Annotated in this window: 19 protein-coding genes; 13 read left to right on the plus strand and 6 right to left on the minus strand. The window is 61.7% G+C overall.

Features of this window, described 5'->3' with window-relative positions; all coding sequences use genetic code 11:
• The first annotated feature begins 4 nt into the window (after positions 1-4).
• Both B0G71_RS35275 and B0G71_RS35280 read left to right on the plus strand, forming a co-directional pair.
• Complete coding sequence (locus B0G71_RS35275) at positions 5-1,138, plus strand: OpgC domain-containing protein (RefSeq protein ID WP_116147750.1); 1,134 nt, start codon at positions 5-7, stop codon at positions 1,136-1,138.
• Positions 1,135-2,796, plus strand: coding sequence for a tannase/feruloyl esterase family alpha/beta hydrolase (locus B0G71_RS35280; protein WP_116147752.1), 1,662 nt, complete (start codon positions 1,135-1,137; stop codon positions 2,794-2,796). The genes B0G71_RS35275 and B0G71_RS35280 overlap by 4 nt, the downstream gene beginning before the upstream one ends.
• A 169-nt stretch (positions 2,797-2,965) precedes the next feature.
• Here B0G71_RS35280 and B0G71_RS41585 read toward each other — a convergent pair whose 3' ends face one another.
• Positions 2,966-3,382 carry a hypothetical protein gene (locus B0G71_RS41585; protein ID WP_181916880.1) on the minus strand — a complete coding sequence of 139 codons (417 nt, stop codon included), beginning with the start codon at positions 3,380-3,382 and terminating at the stop codon, positions 2,966-2,968.
• A 390-nt stretch (positions 3,383-3,772) separates the two neighbouring features.
• Here B0G71_RS41585 and B0G71_RS35290 point away from each other — a divergent pair, with 390 nt between their 5' ends.
• On the plus strand, positions 3,773-4,699 hold the full coding sequence (locus tag B0G71_RS35290; RefSeq protein WP_106282491.1) for an ABC transporter ATP-binding protein: 927 nt from the start codon (positions 3,773-3,775) through the stop codon (positions 4,697-4,699).
• Positions 4,696-5,457 (plus strand): ABC transporter permease, encoded by a 762-nt coding sequence (locus B0G71_RS35295; protein ID WP_106282490.1) that lies wholly within the window; start codon positions 4,696-4,698, stop codon positions 5,455-5,457. The genes B0G71_RS35290 and B0G71_RS35295 overlap by 4 nt, the downstream gene beginning before the upstream one ends.
• Positions 5,458-5,567: 110 nt before the next feature.
• Here B0G71_RS35295 and B0G71_RS35300 read toward each other — a convergent pair whose 3' ends face one another.
• Positions 5,568-6,569, minus strand: a complete 1,002-nt coding sequence (locus tag B0G71_RS35300) for a LuxR family transcriptional regulator (protein WP_116149162.1) — start codon at positions 6,567-6,569, stop codon at positions 5,568-5,570.
• Between the two features lie 173 nt (positions 6,570-6,742).
• On the opposite strand from B0G71_RS35300, the gene B0G71_RS35305 reads away from it, so the two are divergent.
• From B0G71_RS35305 to B0G71_RS35320, 4 genes are all read left to right on the plus strand, one after another.
• Positions 6,743-7,663 carry a helix-turn-helix domain-containing protein gene (locus B0G71_RS35305; RefSeq protein ID WP_181916881.1) on the plus strand — a complete coding sequence of 307 codons (921 nt, stop codon included), beginning with the start codon at positions 6,743-6,745 and terminating at the stop codon, positions 7,661-7,663.
• A gap of 481 nt (positions 7,664-8,144) precedes the next feature.
• Entirely contained in the window at positions 8,145-8,570 is a 426-nt protein-coding gene (locus tag B0G71_RS35310; protein WP_116147757.1) for a DUF3830 family protein, read from the plus strand.
• A 280-nt stretch (positions 8,571-8,850) separates the two neighbouring features.
• Positions 8,851-10,071, plus strand: a complete 1,221-nt coding sequence (locus B0G71_RS35315; RefSeq protein WP_116147759.1) for a sensor histidine kinase — start codon at positions 8,851-8,853, stop codon at positions 10,069-10,071.
• A gap of 430 nt (positions 10,072-10,501) precedes the next feature.
• A complete protein-coding gene (locus B0G71_RS35320) occupies positions 10,502-13,396 on the plus strand; it encodes a YadA-like family protein (RefSeq protein WP_116147761.1) in 2,895 nt (964 codons plus the stop codon).
• 110 nt (positions 13,397-13,506) lie between these two features.
• Here B0G71_RS35320 and B0G71_RS35325 read toward each other — a convergent pair whose 3' ends face one another.
• Together B0G71_RS35325 and B0G71_RS35330 are read right to left on the minus strand one after the other, a co-directional pair.
• The gene (locus tag B0G71_RS35325; protein WP_106282486.1) at positions 13,507-13,635 is read right to left on the minus strand and encodes an oxalate:formate antiporter; all 129 of its coding nucleotides are present in this window, start codon (positions 13,633-13,635) and stop codon (positions 13,507-13,509) included.
• Positions 13,636-13,645: 10 nt separating this feature from the next.
• Positions 13,646-15,049 (minus strand): OFA family MFS transporter, encoded by a 1,404-nt coding sequence (locus B0G71_RS35330; RefSeq protein ID WP_116147763.1) that lies wholly within the window; start codon positions 15,047-15,049, stop codon positions 13,646-13,648.
• Between the two features lie 483 nt (positions 15,050-15,532).
• On the opposite strand from B0G71_RS35330, the gene B0G71_RS35335 reads away from it, so the two are divergent.
• From B0G71_RS35335 to B0G71_RS35355, 5 genes are all read left to right on the plus strand, one after another.
• Positions 15,533-15,751: a hypothetical protein gene (locus tag B0G71_RS35335; RefSeq protein WP_106282484.1), complete on the plus strand. Its 219-nt coding sequence runs from the start codon at positions 15,533-15,535 to the stop codon at positions 15,749-15,751.
• Positions 15,729-16,448, plus strand: a complete 720-nt coding sequence (locus B0G71_RS35340; RefSeq protein ID WP_012427873.1) for a GntR family transcriptional regulator — start codon at positions 15,729-15,731, stop codon at positions 16,446-16,448. Before B0G71_RS35335 ends, B0G71_RS35340 begins: the two co-directional genes overlap by 23 nt.
• A gap of 391 nt (positions 16,449-16,839) precedes the next feature.
• Entirely contained in the window at positions 16,840-18,087 is a 1,248-nt protein-coding gene (gene frc / locus B0G71_RS35345) for a formyl-CoA transferase (RefSeq protein WP_106282483.1), read from the plus strand.
• Positions 18,088-18,116: 29 nt separating this feature from the next.
• Positions 18,117-18,935 (plus strand): fumarylacetoacetate hydrolase family protein, encoded by an 819-nt coding sequence (locus B0G71_RS35350; RefSeq protein WP_116147765.1) that lies wholly within the window; start codon positions 18,117-18,119, stop codon positions 18,933-18,935.
• 64 nt (positions 18,936-18,999) lie between these two features.
• Positions 19,000-19,911, plus strand: a complete 912-nt coding sequence (locus tag B0G71_RS35355) for an NAD(P)(+) transhydrogenase (Re/Si-specific) subunit beta (protein WP_116147767.1) — start codon at positions 19,000-19,002, stop codon at positions 19,909-19,911.
• A 62-nt stretch (positions 19,912-19,973) separates the two neighbouring features.
• Here the strand turns inward: B0G71_RS35355 and B0G71_RS35360 are convergent, their stop codons facing one another.
• Positions 19,974-20,279, minus strand: coding sequence for a hypothetical protein (locus B0G71_RS35360; protein WP_116147769.1), 306 nt, complete (start codon positions 20,277-20,279; stop codon positions 19,974-19,976).
• A gap of 96 nt (positions 20,280-20,375) precedes the next feature.
• The gene (locus B0G71_RS35365) at positions 20,376-21,323 is read right to left on the minus strand and encodes a LysR family transcriptional regulator (RefSeq protein ID WP_012427868.1); all 948 of its coding nucleotides are present in this window, start codon (positions 21,321-21,323) and stop codon (positions 20,376-20,378) included.
• Positions 21,324-21,607: the final 284 nt, after the last annotated feature.

The following is a 21,607-nucleotide window of genomic DNA, read 5'->3' on the forward strand; positions in this document are numbered from 1 at the left end:
CTGAATGGAAACCCGTCGCGGCTGCCCCGATGGAAGTCCTCCTGGAGGGCGTTCGATCGAAGTGGACTTCTTCCGCGGCGTCGTGCTGATCGTCATCGTGCTGGACCACATTCCCGGCAGCACGCTGTCGCATCTGATGCTGCATGCCTACGCGTTGTGCGATTCGGCGGAAGTGTTCGTGTTTCTTGGCGGCTATGCATCGGCGGCGGCGTACACGGCGGTGCTCGCGGGCCGCGGCGAGAACGCGGCGAAGATGCGCTTCATGCGGCGCTGCTGGGAAATCTACCGTGCCTATCTGTTGACGGCGGTCTTGACGCTGCTGTCCGGCGCCGTTCTCGCAACGCTGAATCTGAACCGTCCCATGGTGGAGCTCACCGGCTGGCCGCCTTTTGCGGTTCAGCCGCTGCGCGACGCTTTCGATATCATGCTGCTGCGGCGCCAGCCTTATCTGTCGAGCGTATTGCCCATGTACGTGGTCTTCGCGCTCAGCGTGCCGTTCGCGGTGCCGCTGGCGCGGCGTTCGCCGCTCATGGCGGTGAGCCTGAGCTTGCTGATCTGGGCGCTGGCCCGGCCGTTGGCCGCATTATTCAGCATTGACGATGTGGCCGCCTGGGCTTTTAATCCGTTTGCATGGCAACTGATGTTCGTACTCGGGATTCTCTGCCGGGTGCAGCCCATCAGCGAGCGCTTTCACGCAACCCGTACCGCGCGCTGGTTCACGCGAGTCGCGGTGGTCGCAGTGCTGGCGTTCGCTATCGTCAAACTCTTCGTGCTGACGCAACCTTTGCCCGGCGCGTTTAAACAGAATCTGTCTCCTGACCGCGTGATCAACTTCATCGTCATAGCCTGGCTCGCCGCACAGTTCGTGCGTCTGGGCAGCATCGCGTGGCTCGCGCGGCGGCTGCCTGCCGTGGTGACCGTCGGCCGCACGGGGCTCGTGTGTTTCGTTGCGGGCACACTCGTTTCGCTGATCGTCGATACGGCGACGCCGCATATGTTTCATGGCTTTCGCGGCGTGCTGATCGGTCTGGGCGGCGATCTCGTCGCTATCGGCGCCGTGCTGATGATCGCGCGCGGCTGGAACGGTTGGAAAGGGCAGAAGTCGGCTGCGGTCGCCAATGGCGCGGGTTACGGATGAGGTCGCGGCGGCGCTGTGCGCGTGTCGCGCGAAACTCGCGCGCGGTCATCCGCATTGTCGGCGCGATGTTGTGGCTTGCTGCTCAGCCGGCGCTCGCGGAAGCGCCGCTCGCCATGCGCTGTGCGGAATTGGCGGGTGCCGTCCTGCAACCCGAACTGATTGCGTTGCCCACTGCCGGCGTGCAGATCGAAAGCGCGGCGATGGTGAGCGCGACCGCACCCGGCAATCAGCAAGGCGGCGAGTATTGCCGTATCACCGGCCGCATCAAAGGGTTCAGCGCCACGACGCCGGATATCCGTTTCGATCTGAATTTGCCGCGCCGCTGGAACGGCCGCGCGTTGCAGATTGGTGGAGGCGGTTACAACGGCGTGGTGGTGAGCGGCACCGGCGTGATGCCGTTTTCGCCGAACCGCGCGCCGCTCGCGCAAGGCTATGCAACCTTCGGCGACGACTCAGGGCACGTCGGCGATTCATCGGTGGCGGTGTTCGGCCTCGTTGACGAGGCGGTCACCAACTTCGGCTTTGCGCATCTGAAGAAAACCCACGATGCCGCGCTTGCGCTGATTGTCCGCGCATACGGCCGGCCGCCGCAACGCATGTATTTCGCCGGCGGTTCGACCGGCGGCCGCGAAGGCTACACCGTGATGCAGCGCTATCCCGACGATTACGACGGCGTGATCGCGAATTCGCCCGCGCTCAATTTCACTGGCGTACGTCTGCTGGGCGTGAAACTCGGCCAGGCGGAATACAGCACGCCCGGCGGCTTCATTCCACCGATGCTGCTCGAACACGTCTATCAACGCACGCTCGCCGCGTGCGACCGGCTCGACGGCGCGGCGGACGGCATTGTCAGCGACGTCGCCGCATGCCGTGAGCGCGAGGCGGAGATCATCGATTCGTTGCGCTGCAGCGGACGCACGCCTTCGCACGATGAATGCCTCACCAACACGCAACTCTCCACTTTGCTCGTGATGCGCGACGGGCTCTCCTTGCCCTACCGTTTGGCGTGGGATGTCGACGGCTATCGCGGCTACAACATTTTTCAGGGCACGCATCTGACCGGCCTGCTCGGCCTTGCGCATCAGCCGGAGCGCTTGCCGGTGCCGACGTTTTTTGCCAACGGCTACCTGTTCGCGCAAGGCGACGGCTATATCCGCTACTTCGTCGCGCGGGACGCCGGCTTCGACTCGCTCAGGTTCGACCCGCAACACCCCGGCAAATATCGCGCGCAACTGGTCGCGCTGTCGCAGACGATCGGCGCGATGAACCCCGACCTCACGCGCTACATCGCGCGCGGCGGCAAGCTCATCACGCTGCAAGGCCTCGCCGACGAGGTCATCAGCCCGAACCAGACCATCGCTTATTACGACAGGCTGGTGGCGAGGTTCGGCATCGACCAGGTCAATAGTTTCATGCGCTTGTACATGGTGCCGGGATTCCAGCACGGCAGCGGCGTGTTCATTCCATCGGTCGATCTGCTGGGCGCGCTCGACAATTGGGTGACTCGCGGGGCATCGCCCGAGACGCTGACGGCAACCGATATCGCGGCGGCGACCAATGGGCGCTCGCGTCCGCTGTGCCGCTATCCGTTGTTTCCGCGCTATGTCGGCAAAGGCAATGTGAATTCCGCCAACAGTTTCGTTTGCGCGGAGCCGTGAACGGTAGTTAGTGAAAAAATGCCTCGCAAGAGGAATGACTCGCGTGCGTGATCCGAGCCCCCGGTGGATGAACGCGTGATCGACGCTTCAAAAAAAGAGGGCGGCGATGCTTTACATCAGCGCTGCCGCCCCGTTCGAAACTGAACCGGTCAATCTAACGACGCCTGTGTTACTGGCCGTTCTGCATCGTGCCGCCGGCACCGTTGTTCATGCCATTACCGGTCCCGTTGCTCATGCCTTTGTTCGTGCCTTTGTTCATGCCATTGCTCATGCCGCTGTTCGAGCGGTTCATCGACGGGCTGTTGGGTGTCGCCCCCGTGCCGGTGCCCATACCGCCACCGGTGCCGGTCACACCCGGCGAGCCGTAGCCGGACTCGCTCGGGCTTTTCATCGACCCGGCGCCCGTGCCCGGTGTGGCAGTCCCACCCGCGCCGCCGGTCGTGCCGCCGCCCGCACCCACGCCGGTGCCGCCACCACCCGCACCGCCGCCGGCCCCTCCCGCGCCGCCGCCTGCCTGCGCATAAGCGCCGCCCGACAATGCCATCACGAGTGCCGAAGCGAAAATCGTCCTGGTAATGCGTTTCATGGTTCACCTCCATAGAGTCGGTCTAATGTCACGCAAGCGCCTGTCACTTGCATGCATGGACTGCCGCAAGCGGTGTGCCTCGCTCGAGCGCGTTTTGCTCGGACAGGCGCCGCGGCGGCACTGCCTGCAATCGAGCAGGAGGCGTTCCCGGCGTCGCGCGACCAAACCGCTTTGGAAACCGAACTATTTTGCACTGCAGCGAAGCCGGTCAACTTGCGCCTTTTGCCGTGCCGGTGCGGCGCGCTTCCATCCCTGCCTCGACCCCGCGCGCTTCCGGCGCACTGCCGTGATGCGCTGCACGCTTTCCCACTTTCCTTTACATTGCGGGTGCGATGCTGCTTTAGCATCGCTCCCTCTAATCAAACAACGGTGTCTGCCATCGTCGATTCCATGCAGCCAATCGTCTCAGTCACGAACCTGTCGAAAACCTATGCCACCGGTTTTCATGCACTTAAAAACATCAATCTGGCGATCAACCGCGGGGAAATCTTCGCTTTGCTCGGGCCAAACGGGGCGGGCAAAACGACCCTTATCAGCATCATTTGCGGCATTGTCAACGCCAGCGCCGGCAGCGTGACGGTGGACGGCCGCGACATCGCAACCGACTACCGCGGTGCGCGCTCGCTGATCGGCCTCGTGCCGCAGGAGTTGACCACCGACTCCTTCGAAACCGTCTGGGCGACCGTCTCGTTCAGCCGCGGGCTGTTCGGCAAGCCGAAAAATCCGGCCTACGTCGAAAAGGTGTTGCGCGACCTCTCGCTATGGGAAAAGCGCAATAGCAAGATCATCACGCTCTCGGGCGGCATGAAACGGCGCGTGCTGATCGCCAAGGCGCTCTCGCACGAGCCGCGCGTGCTGTTCCTCGACGAGCCGACCGCGGGCGTGGACGTAGAACTGCGTCGCGACATGTGGAAGCTGGTGCGCTCGCTCGCCGAGAGCGGCGTGACGATCATCCTGACCACGCACTATATCGACGAGGCCGAGGAAATGGCCGATCGCATCGGCGTGATCAGTGCGGGTGAAATCATGCTGGTCGAAGAGAAAACGGAGTTGATGCGCAAGCTCGGCAAGAAGCAGTTGACGCTGCAACTAGAAAGCCCGCTCGAGCAAGTGCCGGCCTCGCTCGCCGGTTACGGGCTCGACGTCGCGAAGGGCGGCAACGAACTGATTTACACCTACGAAGGCGAGGGCGGGCGCACCGACATCATCGCGCTGCTCAAGGCGCTCGACGACGCCGGCATCCGCTTCAAGGACCTGCACACGACCCAAAGTTCGCTCGAAGACATCTTTGTCAGTCTGCTCCGAGGTAACCAATGAATATCTACGCTATTCGCGCCATCTACAAGTTCGAGATGGCGCGCACCTGGCGCACGCTGATGCAGAGCATTATCGCGCCGGTGATTTCGACTTCGCTGTACTTCGTCGTGTTCGGCGCGGCGATCGGTTCGCGCATCAAGGAAGTGGACGGCATCAGTTACGGCGCCTTCATCGTGCCGGGCTTGATCATGCTGTCGCTGCTGTCGCAAAGCATTTCGAACGCTTCGTTCGGGATTTACTTTCCGCGCTTTACCGGCACCATTTACGAGTTGTTGTCGGCGCCGGTGTCGTATCTAGAAATCGTCGTGAGTTATGTGGGCGCGGCGGCCACCAAATCGATCCTGCTCGGGCTGATCATTCTCGCGACTGCGGGCTTGTTCGTGCCGCTGCAAGTGCAGCATCCTTTCTGGATGATCCTGTTTCTCGTGCTCACGGCGGTGACGTTCAGTTTGCTCGGTTTCATTATTGGCATCTGGGCGGATAGTTTCGAGAAGCTGCAACTCGTGCCGCTTCTGATCATCACGCCGCTGACTTTTCTCGGCGGCAGTTTCTATGCGGTCAATATGCTGCCGCCGTTCTGGAAGGTCGTGACGCTGTTCAATCCGATCGTCTATCTGGTCAGCGGATTTCGCTGGAGCTTCTATGGTCTCGCCGATGTGAATGTCGAGGTGAGTCTCGGCATGACCGCACTGTTTCTGGCCGTGTTTTTGTTGATCGTCGCGTGGATCTTCAAGACGGGTTATCGGCTCAAGACCTGAGGGCATGGGCGCGCGCATGCAGGCGTCAGCCCAGCAAGCGCGGTGCGATCGCAACCGGCTTCCGAGTGGCCGGCACGCGTTTGCGTGCCGGCTCTGAGCTTTGCCAGCCTCTACGTCACATAAGCCTGCGCGACATTGATCAACTGCACGCGGTTGCGCACGTTGAACAACTGGCGCAGACGGCGCAAGTGGTAATCGACGTTATGCGGCGACAGCCCAAGGAAGTAGGCGATCTCCTTGTCTCGCTGACCCTGCACGACCGCCTTCAGCACCGCATGCTGCAATTCGCTCAGCGTCACGCGTTGCTGCTGCGCGGGCGCGATGCCGATCACGCTCTTCGCGTGCGTCCAGATAAATTCGTGGATTGTGTGCGCGAACATCAGCGTTTCGGCCACGATCGACTCGGTCATCCAGCGCGGATTGCCGATCTCGGAGTTGAAGCACAGGCTCGCGCTCAGTTCCGGCTCGGGCAGCGGCATCTGCGTGAGAATGCCGCTTTTGCGCCCGGTCGCCTCCAGCATGTCGATCAGCCCGCCGAGCCGTTCGCTGCGCATTTGCGCACGCGGCAGGTCGGCGCGCATATCGGCTGTGTTCCAGAGAAACGGCATGCCGGTCGGCGAGGCGAGGGCCACGCGCGGGTCGAGCTCGAAATACCGCTCGCGAAAATAACGCGTGAGCCAGTTCTGCGACTCGTAGCTGGTCAGCACGAACATCGTCTTGTGATGCGCCGACGTCCGCGTGGCCGTATAGCTGAACGAGTCGAAGCCCAGTTGCCTGATGCGCCGCCGCACGAATTCGATGCGGTCCTGCGCGCTGCCAAAGCGCACCAGCGGACTGATGACGGGTGCGGCGCGCCGCGCGGCGGGCGAGGGCGTGCCGATCTCCTCCTCGGTGAAGAGCGTGAGAAAGCCTGCGGGCGCCACGCCTGTTGCGGTGCGGTTGGGTGCCCTGGATGCTTCAGCCGCGTGGGCTGATTTCTCGAGTTGCCGTGTGCCGGCCGGGTAAGCCGGTTGGGCGGCAACCGCCGAGTTGTATGCTGCCGACGCGTGCCCGGCTTCACCTTGCGGCGAACCGGTCAACCAGTGCGGCACCGTATCGCATTCGTGTTCCATGAAACGGTAGCTCCAGCGTTCGAAACGCGTGAAAGACGACAACCTGAATGATTAGCTATTTCCAGAAATTGCGGTAGCCGGTTCCTTGCTATCATTTTTGAGTTCTTGCTGCGATAGAGAATCGGCAACGCGGGCATGGCAGGGTTCACTCTTCATATGGCACCTCCCTGGGAATGGACGTGATGGTACGAATTCCAAAACTCACAACGACGCTCGCCTACGACCGCTACATGGCGGGCCAGAAACTGGTGTCGAGCGTGGATCGCCCGTGGCGGCACCTGGTGCTGCGCTCGTATCTCGAACCGGCCGAGCAGGAGCTGCTGGAAGCGCCCGGCTTGCAGGACCTCACGCTGATGACGCTCGCGAGCGGCGCCGAGCATCTCGAACGCAACCTGGACGGCCGCTGGGAAAGCGCCGATCTGCATATGGGCGACGTCTGGTTCGTGCCGCCCGCGCCGATCTCCTGGCGCTGGCGTTCGATCAGCGATGCGCCGCTGTCGACCGTCCATTTGCACCTCGAGCGCAGCCTGGTCGATAGCGTCGCCGAGCAGATGGAACTGGGCGGCTCCCGTGAGCTGTCCCTCGGCGACGCGATGCAGTTTCGCGATCCGCTGATCGCCGCAATGCTTTCTGCATTGCATCGCGCCGCCGCCGATCCGTCCGACTCGCGTCTGTATGTCGATGCGCTGGTCCACGCGCTAGCCGCGCATCTGTTGCAGCACTATGCGCGCGGCCGTCCCGGGCCCGCCGCAACGCCGGCGCGCCCGGAGCGCCTCGTGCCGCGCCGGGTCCGCCGTGTAACCGATTACATTCGCGCCAATCTCGATGGTGATCTGGCGATCAGCGAACTGGCCGCGCAGGCGGGGCTAAGCAGTTTCCATTTTGCGCGGGTGTTTCGCCGCGAGACCGGCGAGACGCCGCATCAGTATGTATCGCGCTTGCGGCTCGAGGAAGCCGCGCGGCTGTTGCGTGCCACCGGTCAAACCGTGCTGCAGATTGCGATCGCGGTTGGTTTCGAGAATGCCAGTCATTTCTCCGTGCAGTTCAAGCGTGGCTACGGCGTAACGCCGCTCGCTTACCGGCTGCGCGGCTGAAGTACGGATTGCGCGGCTGGAAGTGGCCGGCTGGTCAGCGCGGCAATGGCGGGACGGCAGTGGACGATTCGAGGCAGCCTGATGAGAGCGCCTCGCCCCTCGCCGCTTTCGCCGCCGGCCAGTGCTGCCGCCCTGACTCCGACCGCGGAGAAGATCGGGTCGCCGGAAGATTCAACCGATGAGCCGCTTTCGGCGAGTCACGCACATCGCGCAGTGTGCTGTGCATTGCGCAGCTTGCAAACTACGAACTTTCGTGGCGGCGAGGTGGTTGGACCTGGCATGCGTGTGCCGATGTGGCTTGCCGGGCGTAATTCGCTCAAAACATTGGCACGGGGCCAACTGGACTGACCAGTCGGACAGCAACTGTATCTGTCGAAGCCTTGCATCGGACGACAGAATCATGTGCCCGCGGCTTGGCCCCCGCCCTGCGTCAACTGCTCCGACCGACCGTTCCCTTCACCTTCACACTGGAAACCTGGCGATGAACCGACTCCGAATCACCTCCTGCGGCCATGTCTTTACCGCCGAAACCCACCCGGACGCACCGCAAACCGTGGCCGCGTTCCTGAAGCTCCTGCCGTACCGGCAAAAGCTCATTCACGTGCGCTGGAGCGGCGAAGGATGCTGGGTGCCGCTCGGCGACTTCAAGCTCGAAAACGACGGCAACGCGGTCGGCTTCGAGAACCATACGAGCCATCCGTCGGTCGGCGATATCCTGTTTTATCCCGGCGGCTACAGCGAAACCGAGATCATTCTCGCGTACGGTTCGTGCTGCTTCGCGAGCAAGATGGGGCAGCTCGCGGGCAATCACTTCCTGACGATCGTCGAAGGCAAGGAGAAGCTGCGCGAGCTCGGCACCAAAGTGCTGTGGGAAGGCGCGCAGGACGTGCTGTTCGAAAAGATCTGAAGCGGCGGCGCAGTTTCGCGCAAGGGGATGGCCTCCGGGTGGCAACCTCCCGGACTTCCTTCTTTGGGACGAGCCGGGCGGACACGTCCTAACCCTGGTTAATTTTTGTTCCATAAATCGCGCATACTGGAGGCGCCCGGGCGGCTTGCGCAGCGCTCACCATTGCCTCCTGAGCGCGGTTTGCAGTCCATGCGGTCGCGTTAAGTATGTCCCGAAGGTAGTGTTGCTGGGACGGCGCGGAACACCTATTTTCGCCGCCATGCGGCGCCAGGTCTCCCACATGACAGACTCGCACGTACTGCCGCTCACCGCTTTCGCCAAACAGTTGCGCCTGCAACAGGTCGAACTGACCGAACGCTGGATGAAGGCTGTCTTTCATGACGCAGAATTGACCGAATCTGACCGGCTGACCTACGAACAACTGGCCGATCACATCCCGAATATCCTCGACGAAATCTGCAGCGTGCTGGAGAGCCAGGATCTCGACCACGTCGAGAGCGCGATCGAACGCGACGCGCGCCTGCACGGCAAATTGCGCTGGAAGCAAGGCTACCGGATCGACGAACTGGTGCGCGAGCTCGATCTGTTCAGGCAGATGCTGACCGGCGCGATCGTCGAATTCAGCGAAGCGCGGCCGTATTTCACGCGGCGTCACGAGGAGCGGGCGCGGCACTTCATCGACGAAGCCGTGAGCTTTGTCACGCTGACGTCGATTCGCGAGGTCGTCAACGAACGCGACCGCACGATCGACGACTATACCGAGCGCCTCGAGCGCGCCAATCACGAGCTGACGCTCAAGCAACGGCTGGTCGGCGACCTGTACGAGTCGCGCATGCAGATCACGCGCAGCGTCGTGCACGATCTGCGCAACTTTCTCAATGTGTTTTCGATGGCGCTGCAACTGATCGGCCGCGCGCCGGCCAAAATCGAGACCGCGCTCGCGCTGGCGAACCGTCAGGCGGCCGATATGAAAACGCTGGTCGACGAACTGGTCGAATACTCGGTGGTGCTCGGCGACGACAGTCCGCTCGTGCTGGAAAGCTTCGCACTGCGCGAGCTGTTCGACGAACTGGTGATCTCCTGCGAAAGCACGATCGAAGCGAAAGGGCTGCAGCTTCAGACCGCCTTCGACGGCGCGCTGGACGTGGTCGTCTCCAACCGTCTCAAACTCAAACAGGTCGCGCTGAACCTGTTGACCAACGCGGCCAAATACACCAAGGCGGGCGAGGTCGAATTGAGCATGACGGCGATGGAAAACGATCGCTGGCGTCTGCGCGTATCGGATACGGGCGTGGGCATCGGCGCGTCGGACCGCGAGCGCGTGTTCAAGGAGTTCGAGCGCGCCACGGACGAGGACATTCCGGGCGCGGGCCTGGGCCTCGCGATCGTCAAGGAACTGTGCCGGGTGCTGCAGGGCGAGATTCGCTTCGACTCGCACGAAGGCGAGGGGACGATCTTCGAGATCAGTTTTCCGATGCGTCTGGAGGCCGCGGGTGGCTGATAGATCTGCCTGGGAATAGCGTCACCCGCTCTATCAGTTCACGCTTCTTCACGTGTTGTTCTCCCGTATGACTTCCGTTTGACTGCCGAGGGTAGACCCGTTGCGGTCGATTTTCGTCCCGTTTGAGAACTTCGAACGGAATTAGCGCTGCCTCGTGCGCTGATTCGGAATAGTCAAAATTTCTTCTTAGAAGTGCCTAGAAATAATGAGCGCGATATAAGACGTTTGGCATTTTTGGTCTTAAACGCGTTATGCCGTTTTTCCAATATAAGCTAAAAAATCGCTTTACACGGTATATTTGTGCTCGGCGACTTTGTGGTCGTGACCAGGTAGTCACGCTGTCTTAAGTTTCTATTGGATCGCGTTAAATAATTAGGATGACATAGTAAAAATCCTGGTGCTTTGGATCTTCTATAAAAGATTGGGAGGAATGTTGAACAAGTCTTATGAGACCGTATGGAATAGCACGACCCGCACATACGCGGCGGGGTCCGAGGTGACGAAAGGCCGTGGTGGGCGAGGGGTTGCGGGCTATAGCGCACTGCTAGCCGTCGGCACCAGTCTGTTTGGGACGTTAGTGATGGCTTTGCCAGCGAAAGCGGCCGGGGAGTCGCCCAACCCACTCATGAATGCGCCTGTCGAATGGGATGTCGCCGATCCGGCGACTGTCGGCCAAACGCCCGAGTCCAACGTGAACCGTTCAAAAACGCTAACGCTTGCAACTGCTGCGCTGGCTGATCCCGTACCCGTCACTCAATTCATTGCCGTCAGTCAGTTCACGACACCCGCTTTGACGACGTCCGCGTCGGGAGGCGAGAACGCAATGGCGATCGGCGTCGGCGCGATGGCCATCGACAATAACGCACTCGCCGTTGGCACCAGTTCGGGCGCGGCGCGCGTCAATACGACCGCCGTCGGCGCGGGAGCCGCTGCGTTGGCACCGAATGCGACGGTGGTGGGCGCTGGTGCGACAAGCAACAATTTTGCAGAGAACGGTGTTGCAATCGGCTATAACGCAGCCGTTCAGAACGTCAACGCATTGGCGATCGGGACGAGCGTCCAGACGAACGCGGCGAACTCGATCGCGGCGGGTAGCGGCGCCTTTATCGCGGAGGCCGCCACGAAGGCAATCGCGTTTGGTTCCGGCGCGACGGCCACGGCAGCGGGATCGGTTGCGTTGGGTGCGGATTCCTCCGCGGACCGGGCGAATACCGTCTCAATCGGCAGCGCCACGCTGCAACGGCAGATCGCCAATGTCGCGGCCGGCACCCAGGGCAGCGATGCCACTAACGTCTCGCAGTTGAAGGGCATGGCGGGCGTGCTGGGAGGCGGGACCGACGTTGCTGCTGACGGAACGATTGCGAAGCCCGTCTATAAAGTCGGTGGGAGGATATACAACGATGTCGGCTCGGCGCTCGCAGCCGTCGTCACGACCACCACCCAGGCCAGCGCCGATTCCGTTCAGTACGATTCGAGTTCTCACGATACCGTCACGCTAGGCAGCAGTAGCGCGCCGGTCCGGCTCACCAACGTGCGCGCCGCGAATCTTGCCGCCGGCAGTTCGGACGCCGTCAACGGCGCGCAACTGTTCGCCACCAATCAGGCCATCGCGCAGAACACCGGCAGCATCACGAACCTCGATCAGCGCGTCACGGATAACACGACGAACATCAGCAACCTCGATCGACGGGTCACGGATAACACGACGAATATCAGCAATCTCGATCAGCGCGTCACGGACAACACGACGAATATCAGCAACCTCGATCGACGGGTCACGGATAACACGACGAATATCAGCAATCTCGATCAGCGCACCACGGACAACACCACGAATATCAGCAGCCTCGATCAGCGCACCACGACGATCGAAGGCGACGTGAGCAACATCACGAACCAGATCAGCAATGGCGAGATCGGGCTGGTTCAGCAGGATCAGACCTCGCGTAATCTCACGGTGGCGAAGGACACGAACGGCGCTCGCGTCGATTTCACCGGGACCGGCGGCGCACGGGAGTTAACGGGCATTGCGGCCGGCACCACGGATGCCTCCGCGGTCAGTCTCGGCCAGTTCAGACCGATGGTGGCCGCGCTGGGCGGCGGCGCACAGATCAACGCCGACGGTTCGCTGACCGGCCCCAGCTATCACATGCAGGGCGGTACGCAAACCACCGTCGGCAACGCGCTCGACTCGCTCGACACCGGCCTCAACACCTTGCAGCAAAGCATGCAGAGCGGCGGTATTGGGATGGTCACGCAGGATCCCGTGTCGCGCGTCATCAACGTCGGTGCGACCACGGACGGCAAGCTGATCGACATGGCCGGCACGGCGGGCAACCGCGTCGTCACAGGCGTGGCAGCCGGCGCGGTGGGGCCGGCCAGCAGCAACGCGGTCAATGGCTCGCAGCTGTACGCGCAGGCGGCGAGCACGGCGGTGGCGCTCGGCGGCGGGGCGACCGTCAACGCGGACGGTTCGGTCTCGGCGCCGTCGTATAGCGTGGGCGGCACGGTCGTGAACAATGTCGGCGGCGCGATCACCAACCTGGACGGGCGCGTGACGCAGAACAGCAGCGATATTGCCGGTCTGCAAACCACCGTCGGCAACCTTGGCGGCGCGGTTGCGAATGCGGTGCAGTACGACAGTTCGGCGCATGACCGAATCACGCTCGGCGGCGCGGTGGCCAATGCGCCGAAAGTCCAACTGACCAATCTGCAGGACGGCACGCTATCGGCCACCAGTACCGACGCGGTGACAGGAGCGCAACTCTGGACCACCAACCAGACTGTCAGCACGCTTAGCCAGCAGATCAACGTGGTGCGGAACAACCAGACCAGCGGCACGCCCTATGTTGCCGTCAATAGTTCGGGTAACGCTGCGCAGGCAATCGGCAACGGTTCTGTGGCGATCGGCGGTGGCGCCAAAGCATCGGCGCCGAATTCGGTCGCAATCGGCGAGGGCTCGGTGGCCGATGTGACCAACACGGTGTCGGTAGGCTCGTCCGGCAGCGAGCGCCGTATTACCAACGTCGCGGCGGGGCAGGGGCCGACCGACGCCGTCAACATGCAGCAGTTCCAGGGCGGTTTGAGCGACATGGCGCGCAGCGCGTACTCCGGAACGGCATCGGCGCTGGCGCTGACCTCGATCCCCGAAGTCGATGCCACGAAGAACCTCGCAATCGGCGTCGGAACGGCTGGTTACAAAGGCTATCAGGCGGTGGCGGTGGGTCTTTCGGCGCGCGTCACACAGAGTTTGAAGGTGAAACTCGGCGCGGGCATCAGTTCCGCCACCACTGCGGTCACGGCCGGGGCGGCGTATCAGTGGTAGCGGGGCGGCGGGAAATCGGCGTGCTTGAAACGCGCCGCTAGACAGTCAGCGAGTGACACTCGCTGCAGAGGCACCGCGCACGTCCGAGCGCGCGGGGTGCCGAACGACATTTACTTGAAGAGCTTCATCGCCTGCGAGAGCGTATTGACCACGCCCCATGCCAGCGGCAGTGTCACATACAGCCAGAAGACGGCAAGTTTGACCTTGCTGGTCTGATTCACTGCTTGAATGGTCGACATGCGAGTCTCCTTAAGCGCCTTTGGCGAGTTGTGCGTCGGTCATGTGGTGCTTGTCGTCCACACGCTTGATCAGCAGGTTGCAGACGAAGCCGACTACCAGCAGCACGGCCATGATGTGAACGGTCATCGTGTACGCGTCCGCCTTGGCGACGCCTTGCGCGACTTCATAAGCGCGAATGTAGTTCACCAGCACCGGACCGGCGACGCCCGCCGCGGCCCACGCCGTCAGCAGACGCCCGTGAATGCCGCCGACGAACGCCGTGCCGAACATGTCGGCGAGATAAGCCGGCACGGTCGAGAAGCCGCCGCCGTACATCGTCAGGATCACGCAGTAGGCGAGCACGAAAAGGGCGATGTGGCCCGACGCCGCGAAACCGGGCACGAGGTAGTACAGCACTGCGCCGAGCGCGAAGAAGATGAAGTACGTGTTCTTACGGCCGATCCAGTCCGACGCCGACGCCCACACGAAACGGCCGCCCATGTTGAAGAGCGACAGCAGGCCGACGAAACCGGCCGCCGCGGCTGCCGACACCGTGTCCTTGAAGCTCTCCTGAATCATCACCGAGGCCTGGCCGAGAATGCCGATGCCGGCCGTCACGTTCAGGAACAGCACGAGCCAGATCAGATAGAACTGCGGCGTCTTCAACGCCTGATCGATATGCACGTGATTGCGCGAGATCATCTTGTTCTGATTCGTGGCGCCCGGCGTCCAGCCGGCCGGCTTCCAGTCCGCCGGCGGCACGCGGATCGCGAGTGCGCCGATCGTCATCGAGATGAAATACGCAATGCCGAGCACGACGAACGTTTCGGCCACGCCGATGCTGGTCGCGCTGCGGAAGTGATTCATCAACGCCACGGACAACGGCGCGGCGATCATCGCGCCACCGCCGAAGCCCATGATCGCCATGCCGGTCGCCATACCGCGGCGATCCGGGAACCAGCGGATCAGCGTGGACACCGGCGACACGTAGCCGAGGCCGAGCCCGATTCCGCCGATCACGCCGTAGCCGAGATAGAGCAGCACGATCTGATGCAGATATACGCCGAGCGCGGAAACCAGGAATCCACCGCCGAAGCAGCATGCGGCGGTAAACATCGTGCGGCGCGGGCCGACGCGTTCGAGCCACTTGCCGGCGAAGGCCGCCGACAAACCGAGGAACACGATCGCCAGCGAGAAGATCCAGCCGAGCGAGGTCAGCGACCAGTCGTCAGCAGTCGATTGCGTGATGCCGATGACTTTTGTCAACGGACCGTTGAACACGGAAAAGGCGTACGCCTGGCCGATGCAGAGGTGAACGGCAAGGGCCGCGGGCGGAACCATCCAGCGCGAAAAGCCTGGCTTCGCGACGGTGGCCTGCTTGGAAAAGAAGGGGGCGGAGCCTGAATTCCCGCTCGGCTCGGTGATGCTGCTCATGGTCGGTCTCCCGGTGACGAATTAGTTGTTATCGGCCTTGCACAAGAATGCTTTAGGTCTTGTGGCGTAAAAATTGCGGTTTTCGATGCCGCCAATATATGTATTTTCATTGCATATGGCGTGCTCGGATTCGCGACGAAATCAACTTCGTCGAACGATAGGGGGCGATCAAGCCCTTGGCAATATGAGATGCAAATACATATGGCGTTTGCCTGATGAAACACGACCGTAATCTGTCGAATCGCGGCCTGATGGTGGCGTTGTCCGGAATAAGCTACCGGATTCTCACAGGACGGCAGCCGGACTTCGGCATCTTTTGCCACGTCGGCCCGCTTGGCCGAACACCCCGGAGCGGCCCGTGCTACCGTGAGCAGATAATCCTAAAAACAACAGCGACTGATATACTACATACGGAATATTGATTTTTGCGGCATTGCAGCATATGATTGAGTTATTCCTTCACTCAATCATTCGGAGTTACAAATGGAAGTTGTTCCTCTCTCGCTGTTTGCCATTGCTGTTGTCGGTTTAGGCTCTGCCGCCACTGTGCTGTTGACCCGCTGGATTCCGCAGCCGGTCGCGCAGCTTGCAGCGCAACATGGCCGCTTCGTCGGCTTGGGCGAGCAACGCGTGGCAGTAGCAAGACCGTATCGTGCGCATGTTCAACAAGAGGCGATGAATGTCGTCAGAACTTCAAACTGAAGCAGTGGCCACACCGTTGACGTTGTCATTGCAGCCGATCGGCGCGAGCGCGAGTTTGCGCGATCAGGCGTATGCGATGCTCCGCCAGGCCATTGCCGACGCGGACATCTATCAGAACCGTGAGGAAATCCGTCTCGACGAGCGGGTGCTGAGCGAGTCGCTCGGCGTTAGCCGCACGCCGGTGCGTGAGGCCATGACGCTGCTCGAACAGGAAGGTTTTCTGCGCATGGTGCCGCGCCGCGGCATCTATATCGTGCGCAAGAGCAAGCGTGAAATCGTCGAGATGATCCAGATGTGGGCCGCGCTCGAAAGCATGGCGGCGCGTCTTGCCACGCTGCACGCCACGGACGAGGAGATCGCCCGTCTGCGCCACATGTTCGACAACTTCCGCGACGCGACGCCGGCTGAACACATCGCCGAGTATTCGGACGCCAACATTGCGTTTCACCAGGCGATTGTCGAGTTGTCCAAGTCGCAGATCATTCTCGACACGATCAAGAACATCTTCATCCACGTGCGCGCGATTCGCCGCATGACCATTTCGCAGAGCGACCGCGCATCGCGCTCGATCGTCGATCATCTGCGCATTATCGAAGCGCTGGAGAAGCGCGATACCGAACTGGCCGAGCGTCTCACCCGTCAGCATTCGCTGGATCTGGCGGCGTTCGTCGAGGCGAATTGCGATTTTCTGGACTGACGCGGCGGCCTCGCGAGGCGGCGTTTGACGGATGAGTAGGACAGGAAGGGCCCGCGGTGCAGACACCGCGGGCCTTTTTTATTTGTGTCGAACGCAGGCGGCGCGCGGCTTCCCGGCGAATGCGGGATAAACCTCGCTTGACGGTCTGAAAAATATGGTATGTGATATATCAAAAGATGCGGACCGAAAGCCGATGCCGGTGTCTCACTCGCATCAAGAGACAGAGCCAACGTTTTTTGCCGCGAAGACAAGCCGCATACATAGTCAGCGCCGCGGAGAACGCCCCGAAATTGCCAGGAAATTACAAGTAGACGCCCTTTCAACAACTACGTTGCTCAGGACCAGAGTAAGGCGCTGATGCGCAAGCCTTGGTCGACACAGGAGACAGGACATGAGCAAAGCACTCGACGGTGTGCGCATTCTCGACTTCACGCATGTGCAATCCGGGCCTACCTGCACGCAACTGCTTGCATGGTTCGGCGCGGATGTCATCAAGGTGGAGCGGGCGGGCGCGGGCGATATCACGCGCGAGCAGCTGCGCGATATTCCCGATGTGGACAGCCTCTACTTTACGATGCTTAACCACAACAAACGCTCCGTCACGATCGATACGAAGAATCCTGAAGGCAAGCAGGTGCTCGAGGCGCTGATCCAGAAATGCGACGTGCTGGTCGAGAACTTCGCGCCAGGCGCGCTGGACCGCATGGGCTTCACGTGGGAGCGGATTCAGGAACTGAATCCGCGCATGATCGTCGCGTCGGTAAAAGGCTTCGGTCCTGGGCCGTACGAGGACTGCAAGGTCTACGAGAACGTCGCGCAATGCGCGGGCGGCGCGGCCTCGACCACCGGCTTCGACGACGGCCCGCCGGTCGTGACGGGCGCGCAGATCGGCGACAGCGGCACCGGCTTGCATCTGGCGCTCGGTATCGTCACGGCGCTTTATCAGCGCACACACAGCGGACGCGGTCAGCGCGTACTCGCCGCGATGCAGGACGGCGTGCTCAACCTGTGCCGCGTGAAACTGCGCGACCAGCAGCGGCTCGAACGTACCGGCGTGATGAAAGAGTATCCGCAGTATCCGAACGGAGAGTTCGGCGAAGCGGTGCCGCGTGCGGGCAATGCGTCGGGCGGCGGTCAGCCGGGCTGGATCCTGAAGTGCAAGGGCTGGGAGACCGACCCGAACGCGTATATCTACTTCATCACGCAGGCGCCGGTTTGGGCGAAGATCTGCAATGTGATCGGCAAGGAAGAGTGGGCCACGGATCCCAACTATGCAACGCCCGCCGCGCGTCTGCCGCATCTTAAGGATATCTTCGCCGAGATCGAACGCTGGACCATGACGAAGACCAAGTTCGAGGCCATGCAGATTCTGAACAAGTACGACATTCCGTGCGGACCGATTCTGTCGATGAAGGAAATCGCCGAAGAACCGTCGTTGCGCAAAACCGGCACGATTGTCGAAGTGGATCATCCGACTCGCGGCAAGTATCTGACGGTTGGCAATCCTATCAAACTGTCCGACAGCCCGACCGAGGTCACGCGCTCACCGTTGCTGGGTGAACATACCGACGAAGTCATGGCCGAACTCGGCTATTCGCCCGAGCAGGTCAGTGCGCTGCGCACCGCCGGCGCGATCTAGGCCCGATCCACGTAAACAGGGAGCGACGTATGGATACATGGATGCGGTTCATGTCGAGCGACGGCGGCGTCGTGTTCGGCCGTGTGGAGGGTGGCTATCTGCACGAGTATGAAGGTCTGGAGCACCCGGTGCCGACTGGCGCGGTGCTGTCGACGCGCGCACTGACGCCGCTCGCGCCGTGCGCGCCCGGCAAGATCGTCGCGCTGTGGAACAACTTTCACGCGCTGGCGGCGAAGCTCGACAAACCGGTGCCGGCGCACCCGCTTTTCTTGTTGAAGCCCGCGGGTTCGGTGATCGGTTCAGGTGAGCCGATCAGGCGGCCGCTCAGCTATGCCGGCAAGATCGCCTATGAAGGCGAGCTCGGCATTGTGATCGGACGGCGCTGCCGCGATGCGAGTGTCGAAGAGGCGGCCGAAGCGATTTTCGGCTACACGCTCGTGAATGACGTCACCGCGGCCGATCTGTTGAACGAGAATCCGCACTTTCCGCAATGGTGCCGGGCGAAGGGCTTCGATACGTTCTGCTGTGTCGGCCCGGCGATCGTCTCCGGTTTCGACTGGCAGCAGGCACATCTCATCACAATGCTCGATGGCGTGGAGCGGCAGAACTATCCGCTCGCCGACATGGTTTTCTCGCCCGCCGAGCAGGTGAGTCTGATCTCGCAGGATCTCACGCTCGAGCCGGGCGATGTGATCGCGTGCGGCACGTCGGTCGGCGTCGGTTCGATCAAGGATGGCGCGACAGTAACGGTCACGGTCGACGGGATCGGCACGCTGAGCAACACCTTGAGCGCCGTGCGCGCGGGCGCCGCCGCAGGCGCGGAGCCGGCCGTGGCAGGCGCTGTCTGAACGCTTGACCGATTGCGCGATCCGTTGGGATCGCGCCCATGCATTCCGGTACGAAGGAGCACGCATGCCGCTAGCGTATGACAGTACCGTCTGGTGTTCGCTGGCCCTGGTGTTTGCTTCGGTGTTGGCCGTTGCGCTTGCCGCTGTCGGGCAACTGCCGCTCGAACGGCGACCGAAGCGCCGTCCTGACTGGCATGCGGGCGCATTGGCCGCCGCGCTCGCCGGTCTTTTCGCAGCCGGCATAGGCGCGAGCGACGGCGTGGTCGGCGCAGCCGTGGCGGGCGCGGTGCTCGGCGCGTGGCTGGTGCGTCGGCGCAACTTGACGCGGCGCCCGCGCCTCGTTGCGCTGTTGGCCAGCAGCATGGGGCTCGCTGTGATGTCGGGCGGCTTCGCGCGTTATCTGTCGTCGGCGGCGCAGGCGAATGTCGAGCGCGTCGAGCTCTGTGTCGCCGTGTTCATCGGCGCACTGATCTTCGCCACGTCGGCCATCGCGTTCTGCAAACTGCGCGGCGCACTGCAACTCAGCGTGGTGGCGCGTCCGGGGCACGGCATCGTCAACCTGTTTGCGCTGTTACTATGCGGCTGGCTTGGCTACGGATTCGTGACCGAACCGGCGCAGCCATTCGGACTCGCCGCGCTCCTCGCGATGAGCGCGCTGGCTTGTGCGATGGGCGTACATTTGATGCTCAGCCGCGAGTACTCCGACAGCCACGAGCATGGTCACGATTCGAGCACACTCGCCTTTGCCGCGCGCTGTCATAGCCTGACGATGGGCAAGCATGGGCTGTTCGCACGAATCGAATGGCGCGGCGGGGAAGAGCAGAGCTGGATGCTGCGCGACATAACGACATACTGCGTACGCACGGCGGCCTACCCGTATCGTCGAAACGGCAGCAATGGTGTGAGTGCCCAGGTGCGGCAACGTGCGTGCGACCGCCGCCGGCCGGCTCGCGCCGCGACACGGCGAATGCCATGAATGCTCACACCTTCAGGTGGACGGGCGTGACGCGTCGCGGGACCGTGACCCCGCGAACACCCTCAATCGGCCGTCGGCGCGAACTCGCTGAAGTACTGCGCCTTCTTGTGCAGAATCATTTGAGCGAGAAAGTCGGCGTCGTATGCGCTATGCAGATGGGCGTGAAAGCGCTCGATATAGGCAGTGATCCGCGCCGCCTCGCTATTGAATTCCTTGAGCACGTCGAGGGTGGCGCGGTCCCAGCGGAAGCGCAGGCCGAGGTCGCTGAAGGCGGCGTTGTACGCGCTCAGGTGGGCGTCGTCGGGATGGTTCGCGGCAACACGGGCAGTGTGTGCGCTGGGATGAGACTCAACCAAAGCGTGATTCATGACCGGACTCCTGGGCAGACGAGTGATGGAACTCGCTTGCAGCATAGAAGTCCTGATGAATCTGCAATAGTTAAAGTTTCATTGGATCTTCATAGCCTACTGCTTATACACGCTCAATTCCTTGACGCGCGTGATCTTCTCGATCAGATTCGCGCCTTCCTCCATCAGGAAGCGTTTGAAGGCGACTGCCACCGGCGGCAGTCGCTTGTTCTTTCGATGCACCACGTACCAGTTGAGCATGACCGGAAAGCTCTCGACATCGAGTACGACAAGGTGACCGAGCTGCAATTCGAGGCTGATGGTATGCGCGGACAGAAAGGCGATACCCATGCCAGCGATTACGGCCTGCTTGATCGTTTCGGTGCTTTTGATCTCCATGGCGATCTTGAGGTTGGCAAGCCGCCCGGCGAAGCCTTCTTCCATCGAATTCCACGTGTCCGAGCCACGCTCACGCACGATAAACGCTTCGTTCGCCAACTGGCTGAACTTGATGTTGCGCTTATTGGCGAGCGGATGCGTGGGCGCCGCCACGATCACATACGGGTGCGGTGCAAACGGCTCGTTGGTCGCATCGGTCTCGTGGGGCGGACGCACCATCACCGCCAGATCGGTCTGGTTGGTAGCCAGCTGATGCAGCAGTTCCTCGCGATTGTGCACGGCGAGGTTGAGCACGACGCCCGAGTAACGGCGCGTGAATTCAGCCAGCAGCCGCGGAAAGAAGTAGTCGCCGGCACTGATCACCGCGACATTCAGCTTGCCGCCGGAGACGCCTTTGAGCTGACTCATCGCTTCGTCGACTTCGTGGAACTGCTGAATGATCGCGCGGCTGTAGTGAAGCATTTCGGTGCCGGCCGGCGTCAGATAGATTTTTTTGCCGAGTTGTTCGAACAGCGGCAGCCCGGCGTGTTCTTCGAGTTGCCGGACCTGAGTGGAAACGGCCGGCTGGGTGAGGTGCAATTCCTCGGCGGCGCGCGAGAAGCTCAGGTGGCGCGCCACCGTTTCGAAAACCTTCAGTTGCCGCAGAGTCGCATTCCGCATCGTCATGACCGATGTATAAGCAAATGTGAATCAACATAATAACAAACTTTAATTATTAGTAATTCAGCAATGACCCTAGCATGGCTCTGTATAAGAAAGCGGAATTGCCGCCGGAGCGCGTGGCGAAAAACTCGGGTTAACGCTTGGATGCGAGCCCTGATGGGCGAAACAACCGGCGTCTCGCGGTTAAAGGCATTAATTGATCGGAATAAAGAAATTCCCACAAAGAGATGATTTAAGTCGATCTATTTTTAAAGCAGCGAATTAAAGACGCAAATATCAGATATTCC

This window comes from Paraburkholderia sp. BL27I4N3 (assembly GCF_003386115.1).
Classification (GTDB): Bacteria; Pseudomonadota; Gammaproteobacteria; order Burkholderiales; family Burkholderiaceae; genus Paraburkholderia.